Raw genomic sequence first — 6257 nt, forward strand, 5'->3', positions numbered from 1 at the left:
AAGCCGAATTTTTAGGTGGGAGTTTTACTGCCAGTTAATGCGGGATAAAGGTAGGTGACATCATGTGGAGAACGTGCCCTTATTACAAGTTACAAAAATGAGTAAATCTTTTTCAAATCAACTCGTATTAAAAGAAGTCAATTTACAATTAGAGCGCGGAGATATATACGCTTTAGTTGGAGGGAATGGTGCCGGGAAATCAACGTTAATGAAAATATTAACAGGTTTGTATTCATACGATTCTGGTAATATGTTTGTGAAAGGGCAAGTACAAAAGTTTTCAAACACAGCAGAAGCACATCAGCGTGGTATTTATTTAATTCCTCAAGAGCCGCTCATTTTTCCTCATATGACAATTGAAGAGAACATTTGTATCGGAATGAAAGCGAACAAGAAAAAACTGCGAAATAAAATTAATAAGTTGCTAGAAGAATTAGGGTGGAACATTCAACTTCATGATCTAGGGTTATCGTTATCTATTGCCCAGCAACAATTGGTAGAAATATTGAAAGGATTAATAAGGGAAGCTGAGATTCTTATTTTAGATGAGCCAACATCGACATTAACAACTCACGAAATTAAGAGTCTTTTTGTGTTGATAAAAAGCTTAAGAGAAAAAGGAATTGGCATGATATACATTACACATCGTTTTCCAGAAATCTTTGAAATTGCAAATAAAGTAGCGATTTTGCGTGATGGTATGATTGTTAGTCAGGGGAATGTTTCGAGTTATACAAATGACTTGCTAATGGAGGGGTTATTGCCGAAAGGTTCTAGACTTGAGGAGAAGAAAGAAATCGTGCATGAAGAAATAGAGCCTTCGGAAATAATATTAGATGTCACGAATGCGTCTAGTTACGTGTTTCAAAATGTATCATTAACTGTACATGCTGGAGAAGTTATTGGGATTGCAGGTATCGTCGGATCAGGTAGGACGGAATTAGCTGAATCAATATTTGGATTAATACCTTTGAAATCAGGTTCCGTCTTATTAGAGGGGAAATCCATTACGAAGTATTCAGTACATAAGAGAATAAAAGAAGGGATGGTGTATGTGCCGGAGGACCGGGCAGGGAATGGCATATTTTCAATTGCGTCTGTTAAGGAAAATATAACATCTGCATCTTTAAACCGTATGAGTAGCTTCTTTTTAAATAACAAAAAAGAAAGCGCTTTATCAGAGTTGTATATAAAACAGTTTAGAATTGTTGTCCCTCATATGAATGAGAAAATGACCTCTTTATCAGGTGGGAACCAACAGAAGGTCGTGCTAGCGAAATATCTTGCGTGTAATCCGAAAGTGATTATTCTTGATGAACCGACCCGCGGTATTGATGCGAAAGCAAGACTAGAAGTATACGAAACGATACAAAGTTTGAAGAGAGAGGGACTTGCGATCATATTAATTTCTTCAGATGTAGAAGAGATTGTTCAATTAGCGAATCGGGTATATGTGATGAGAAACGGAGAATTCGTCGCTCATTTAGAAAAGAAGGAAATTTGTATTAATGAAGTTACACGCCTTGCGTACGGAGGAAAGGGAGGTGTAACGGAGTGAAACGGGTATTTAAAATGCATGAGACGTCTATTATTATTTTATTAATTCTTTATATAGTCTTCGTTGGAATAATGAATCCTAGTTTTATTCAGTTTAGTTCATTATCTTTAATGCTGAAATCAAGCGTTATTTTAGTTGTTTTGGCAATTGGTCAATCTTTCGTATTATTTACGAAAAATATAGATGTATCAGTAGGATCTATTATGGGCTTAAGCGCTGCGGTTTGCGGGATGTTGTTAACAGATGGATACAGTGCCTTTATTTCAATATTTGCGGCAATTATACTTGGTGCTCTTATTGGTATGGTAAACGGAATTGGCGTTACGAAATTTCGAGTGCCAGCTATCATTATGACATTAGGAATGCTTGGGATTATTAGAGGTGCAATGTTAATATTTACGGGCGGAAAGTGGATTGAAGATATTCCGAATGAGTATAAACAAATTTCTTCTATTATGATGCTCGGTATTCCGGTAACCGTATGGACCGTTCTTATCATATTGCTACTACTATATTTCTTTTTAATGAAAGTACAAATTGGAAGATATTTTTATGCGGTAGGTGATAATGAAGATGGTGCAAGGCTTATTGGAATACATGTAGATAAAGTGAAAATATACGCGTTTATCATATCAGGCATAAGTGCTGGGCTCGCTGGATGCATATTCGTAATGAACATTGGGTTCGTTCCAAATCAAACAGGTACAGGGATAGAATTGCAAGTGATCGCCGCTGCTGTTTTAGGTGGTATTCATTTAAAAGGAGGAACAGGTTCTATATTTGGAGCGGCATTAGGTGCATTCTTTTTAGAAGTGATAAGCAGTTCACTCGTCTTTTTAAAAATACCTGCATTTTGGAATAGTGCAATTTCAGGATTTTTACTTTTACTCATCATTGTATTAGATAGTGTCTTAAAAAAATGGAAGAAACTCCGGCAATTACAAGAAAGGAAGGTGAATCTATGAGGGTAATACGAAGTTTGTATAGATGGGAAGGGGTTCTTCTCTTATTGCTTCTCGTAGAATTCATTTTCTTTAGTTTCATAAATAGTGATTTCTTAAACATTAGTAACCTCCTTTTTAGCATGAACGATTTCCTCATTATTTCAATTGCGGCTATTCCGATGACATTTGTCATTGTAACTGGCGGAATTGATATATCAGTAGGATCTATTATGGGGCTTACTTCGATTCTTATCGGCGTACTTTGGATGAATGGCATGCCTATACTGTTGGCAGTTATCATTGCGCTTGTAGTAAGTTGTATAGCCGGTGGATTAAATGGACTTATTATAAAAATGACAGATGTAGAACCTCTTGTAGTTACACTTGGAACGATGTTTTTATATGCAGGAATCGCCCTTGTTATTTCAGGTGGTTCGGGGGCAGCGGGCTATGAAGGAATTAGTGGTTTACCAGATTCGTATGTGCAACTGGCAAATGGTAGTTTTATCGGTATACCTAATTTATTATGGCTCCTTGTCATTTTAACGATAGTATTTACGATATTGTTTCACCATACAACATACGGTCGTCGCGCAAAACTAACTGGTGCAAATGAAAGTACGGCGAAATACTCCGGGATTCGAACGAAGAAAGTAGTGATTATTGCATACGTACTTTCTGGGTTAGGAGGTGGATTAGGAGGAGCTTTCTTAACAGCGTATTTCGGTTCTGCTCGTGCTGATATTGGGAGTGAAACGATTTTGCCAGTTATTACGGCAGTTGTTTTAGGGGGAACACTTATTACGGGCGGAAAAGGGAGTATTATTGGGACAGTACTAGCGAGTATTTTTATAGGACTTATGCAGTACGGTTTGCAAATGACTGGCTTAACGAATGAACAATCCAATGTAGTAATTGGTATTATCCTTATTCTTTCAGTTATTATGAGACATTTCAAATTACATCAATTCTTAGCGGGGAAAAGACGGAATTTGCATAAGGGGGAAATGTCATAATGAGAAAACTAGGGATTGTTATTATTATGTGTATTTGTTTAATCGGTTTAATCGCTTGCTCTAGCCAAACGGCAGATAAGAAAAAAGCAGACGATGTGAAATTTGCGTTCATTCCGAAATTAACAGGAGTGGGCTTCTTCACATCAGGCGGTGAAGGTGCAAAAGAGATGGGGGATAAGTTAGGTGTACAAGTGAAGTATGATGGACCATCTGAGGCGAGTGTATCAGGACAAGTAAAATATATAAACAATTTCATTAATCAAAACTACGATGCAATTATGGTTTCATCTACGTCAGTTGATGGTCTCTCGCAATCACTGCAACGTGCAAAGAAAAAGGGGATGACTGTATTAACGTGGGATTCTGATGTGAATCCGAAAGACCGTTCGTTTTATATTAGCCAAGGTACACCAAATCAACTTGCAAATTTATTAATAGAAATGACATCTAAGCAAATTGGAGATAAAGGGAAGGTCGCATTCTTTTATTCAAGCCCAACTGTAACAGATCAAAACCAATGGGTAACGAAGGCGAAAGAGATTATAAAAGAGAAATACCCGAACTGGGAAATTGTAACGACGCAATATGGTGAAAATAATGCACAAAAATCTTTATCAGTAGGGGAGAGTATTTTAAAAACGTATCCGGATATTAACGCAGTCATTTGTCCAGATGCAACGGCACTTCCAGCGATGGCGCAAGCTGCTGAAAATTTGAAAATGGATAAAAAAGTAGTCGTAACTGGGTTTTCAACGCCGAACGTTATGCGTGATTATGTAAAACGAGGAACAGTAGAGCAATTTGGTTTATGGGATGTTAAACAGCAAGGTGCACTCGCAACGTATGTCGCAAATGAAATTGTTGTAAAAGGGAAGAAGTTAAAAGTAGGGGATAGCTTTGAAGTAAAAGGAATCGGAAAAGTGAAAGTAGAACCAAACTCTATTCAAGGGTATGACTATGAGGCAGAAGGAAATGGTATTATCGTATTACCTGAACGAGTTGTATTTACAAAGGATAATATTGATAAGTATAATTTCTAGTAGAAAATAAAAACGTCCGAATATATCGGACGTTTTTATTATGTCGTTTTTTAATCTATCAGTTAATTGTGAACAGCTTCTTTTTCATTTAACCCAAGTGTGCGTCCTGTTGAAGCGTGAAGATCTTGGAACAATCTTGGATTTTCAGTTAGCGAAATGCCATAAGAAGGGATCATTTCTTTTATTTTTTCTTCCCATTCTACCATGCGGCCTGGGAAGCATTTTTCTAATACTTCAAGCATAACGTGAACAGCAGTAGAAGCACCTGGAGAAGCGCCAAGTAACGCAGCGATTGATCCGTCAGAGGCACTAACAACTTCTGTACCAAATTGCAGTGTTCCTTTACCACCTGCATCAGTATCTTTTATTACTTGCACACGTTGACCAGCAACTACAATATCCCAATCTTCACTTTTCGCGTTCGGAATAAACTCACGTAATTCTTCCATACGCTTTTCATGTGATAGCATAACTTGTTGGATTAAGTATTTTGTTAATCCCATTTCTTTTACACCAGCTGCTAACATCGTTAAGACGTTATTCGGTTTTACAGAACCGATTAAGTCAAGATTTGAACCAGTTTTTAAGAATTTAGGTGAGAATCCAGCGAACGGTCCGAACAGTAAAGCTTTTTTATTGTCTATATATCTCGTATCAAGGTGAGGTACAGACATTGGCGGAGCACCAACTTTAGCTTTTCCGTATACTTTTGCATGGTGCTGCTCTACAACTTTTTGGTTTTTACATACCATAAATAGTCCACTTACTGGGAATCCTCCAATATGTTTTGATTCAGGAATACCAGTTTTCTGAAGTAGAGGTAGACTACCGCCACCGCCGCCGATAAAGACGAATTTTGCAGTATGGTGTTCGATTTTACCACTATTCATATCATGTACTTTCACTTCCCACAAACCGTTCTTCGTACGTTTAATATTTTCGACACTATGTTTGTAGTTTAGCTCGACATTTTTAGTTTTTAAGTAATCAAACAACATGCGTGTTAACGCACCAAAGTTAACATCTGTTCCAGAATCAATTTTCGTTGCAGCCATTGATTCATTAGAGTTACGACCTTCCATAATAAGTGGAAGCCATTTTTTTAATGTATCAGGAGCGTCAGAAAATTCCATTCCTTGGAATAGAGGATTTTTTGAAAGCGCTTCAAAACGATTTTTTAGAAACTCGACATTTTTTTCTCCTTGCACCAAACTCATATGAGGTAGTGGCATAATAAAATCTTGTGGATTACGAATTAAGTTTTCTTAACAAGATACGCCCAAAATTGTCTTGAAAGTTGAAATTGCTCATTTACTTTTACAGCTTTACCAATATCTATAGACCCGTCAGATTTTTCGGATGTATAGTTAAGCTCACATAGCGCAGAATGTCCTGTACCAGCATTATTCCATTCGTTAGAACTTTCTTCTCCGGCATTTGCGAGTTTTTCAAATACTTTAATTTCCCATTCAGGTGCCAATTCTTTAAGTAATGATCCTAACGTTGCGCTCATGATTCCAGCGCCAATTAAGATAACGTCTGTTTTTTGCTGCATGTTGCTCATGATAATCTCTCCATCCCCCTATATTGGCAAAAAAAGAGTAGGTGTTTTTATATCTAAGCCGTAAAAAGAAAACACCACCTAGGCCCCACCTAGGTATTTACCTTTTTTGTCTCAATTATATAACCATCTCATACT

At 37.2% G+C, this 6257-nt stretch carries 4 protein-coding genes and 1 pseudogene; 4 read left to right on the forward strand and 1 reads right to left on the reverse strand.

What is annotated here, in order from left to right; genetic code table 11:
* Positions 1-64: 64 nt before the first annotated feature.
* The 4 genes from CDB3_RS09500 to lsrB are packed head-to-tail and all read left to right on the forward strand — an operon-like array spanning position 65 to position 4558.
* Positions 65-1558, forward strand: coding sequence for a sugar ABC transporter ATP-binding protein (locus CDB3_RS09500; protein WP_128854279.1), 1494 nt, complete (start codon positions 65-67; stop codon positions 1556-1558).
* Positions 1555-2523: an ABC transporter permease subunit gene (locus tag CDB3_RS09505; RefSeq protein ID WP_128854280.1), complete on the forward strand. Its 969-nt coding sequence runs from the start codon at positions 1555-1557 to the stop codon at positions 2521-2523. The genes CDB3_RS09500 and CDB3_RS09505 overlap by 4 nt, the downstream gene beginning before the upstream one ends.
* Complete coding sequence (locus CDB3_RS09510; protein WP_128854281.1) at positions 2520-3518, forward strand: ABC transporter permease; 999 nt, start codon at positions 2520-2522, stop codon at positions 3516-3518. Before CDB3_RS09505 ends, CDB3_RS09510 begins: the two co-directional genes overlap by 4 nt.
* Entirely contained in the window at positions 3515-4558 is a 1044-nt protein-coding gene (lsrB, locus tag CDB3_RS09515; protein WP_128854282.1) for an autoinducer 2 ABC transporter substrate-binding protein LsrB, read from the forward strand. The genes CDB3_RS09510 and lsrB overlap by 4 nt, the downstream gene beginning before the upstream one ends.
* 62 nt (positions 4559-4620) lie before the next feature.
* Here the strand turns inward: lsrB and CDB3_RS09520 are convergent.
* Positions 4621-6122 (reverse strand): annotated as a pseudogene (locus CDB3_RS09520) (malate:quinone oxidoreductase).
* Positions 6123-6257 lie beyond the last annotated feature (135 nt).

Origin of the sequence: Bacillus sp. CDB3, assembly GCF_002081505.1 — a bacterium.
GTDB lineage: Bacteria > Bacillota > Bacilli > Bacillales > Bacillaceae_G > Bacillus_A > Bacillus_A cereus_AT.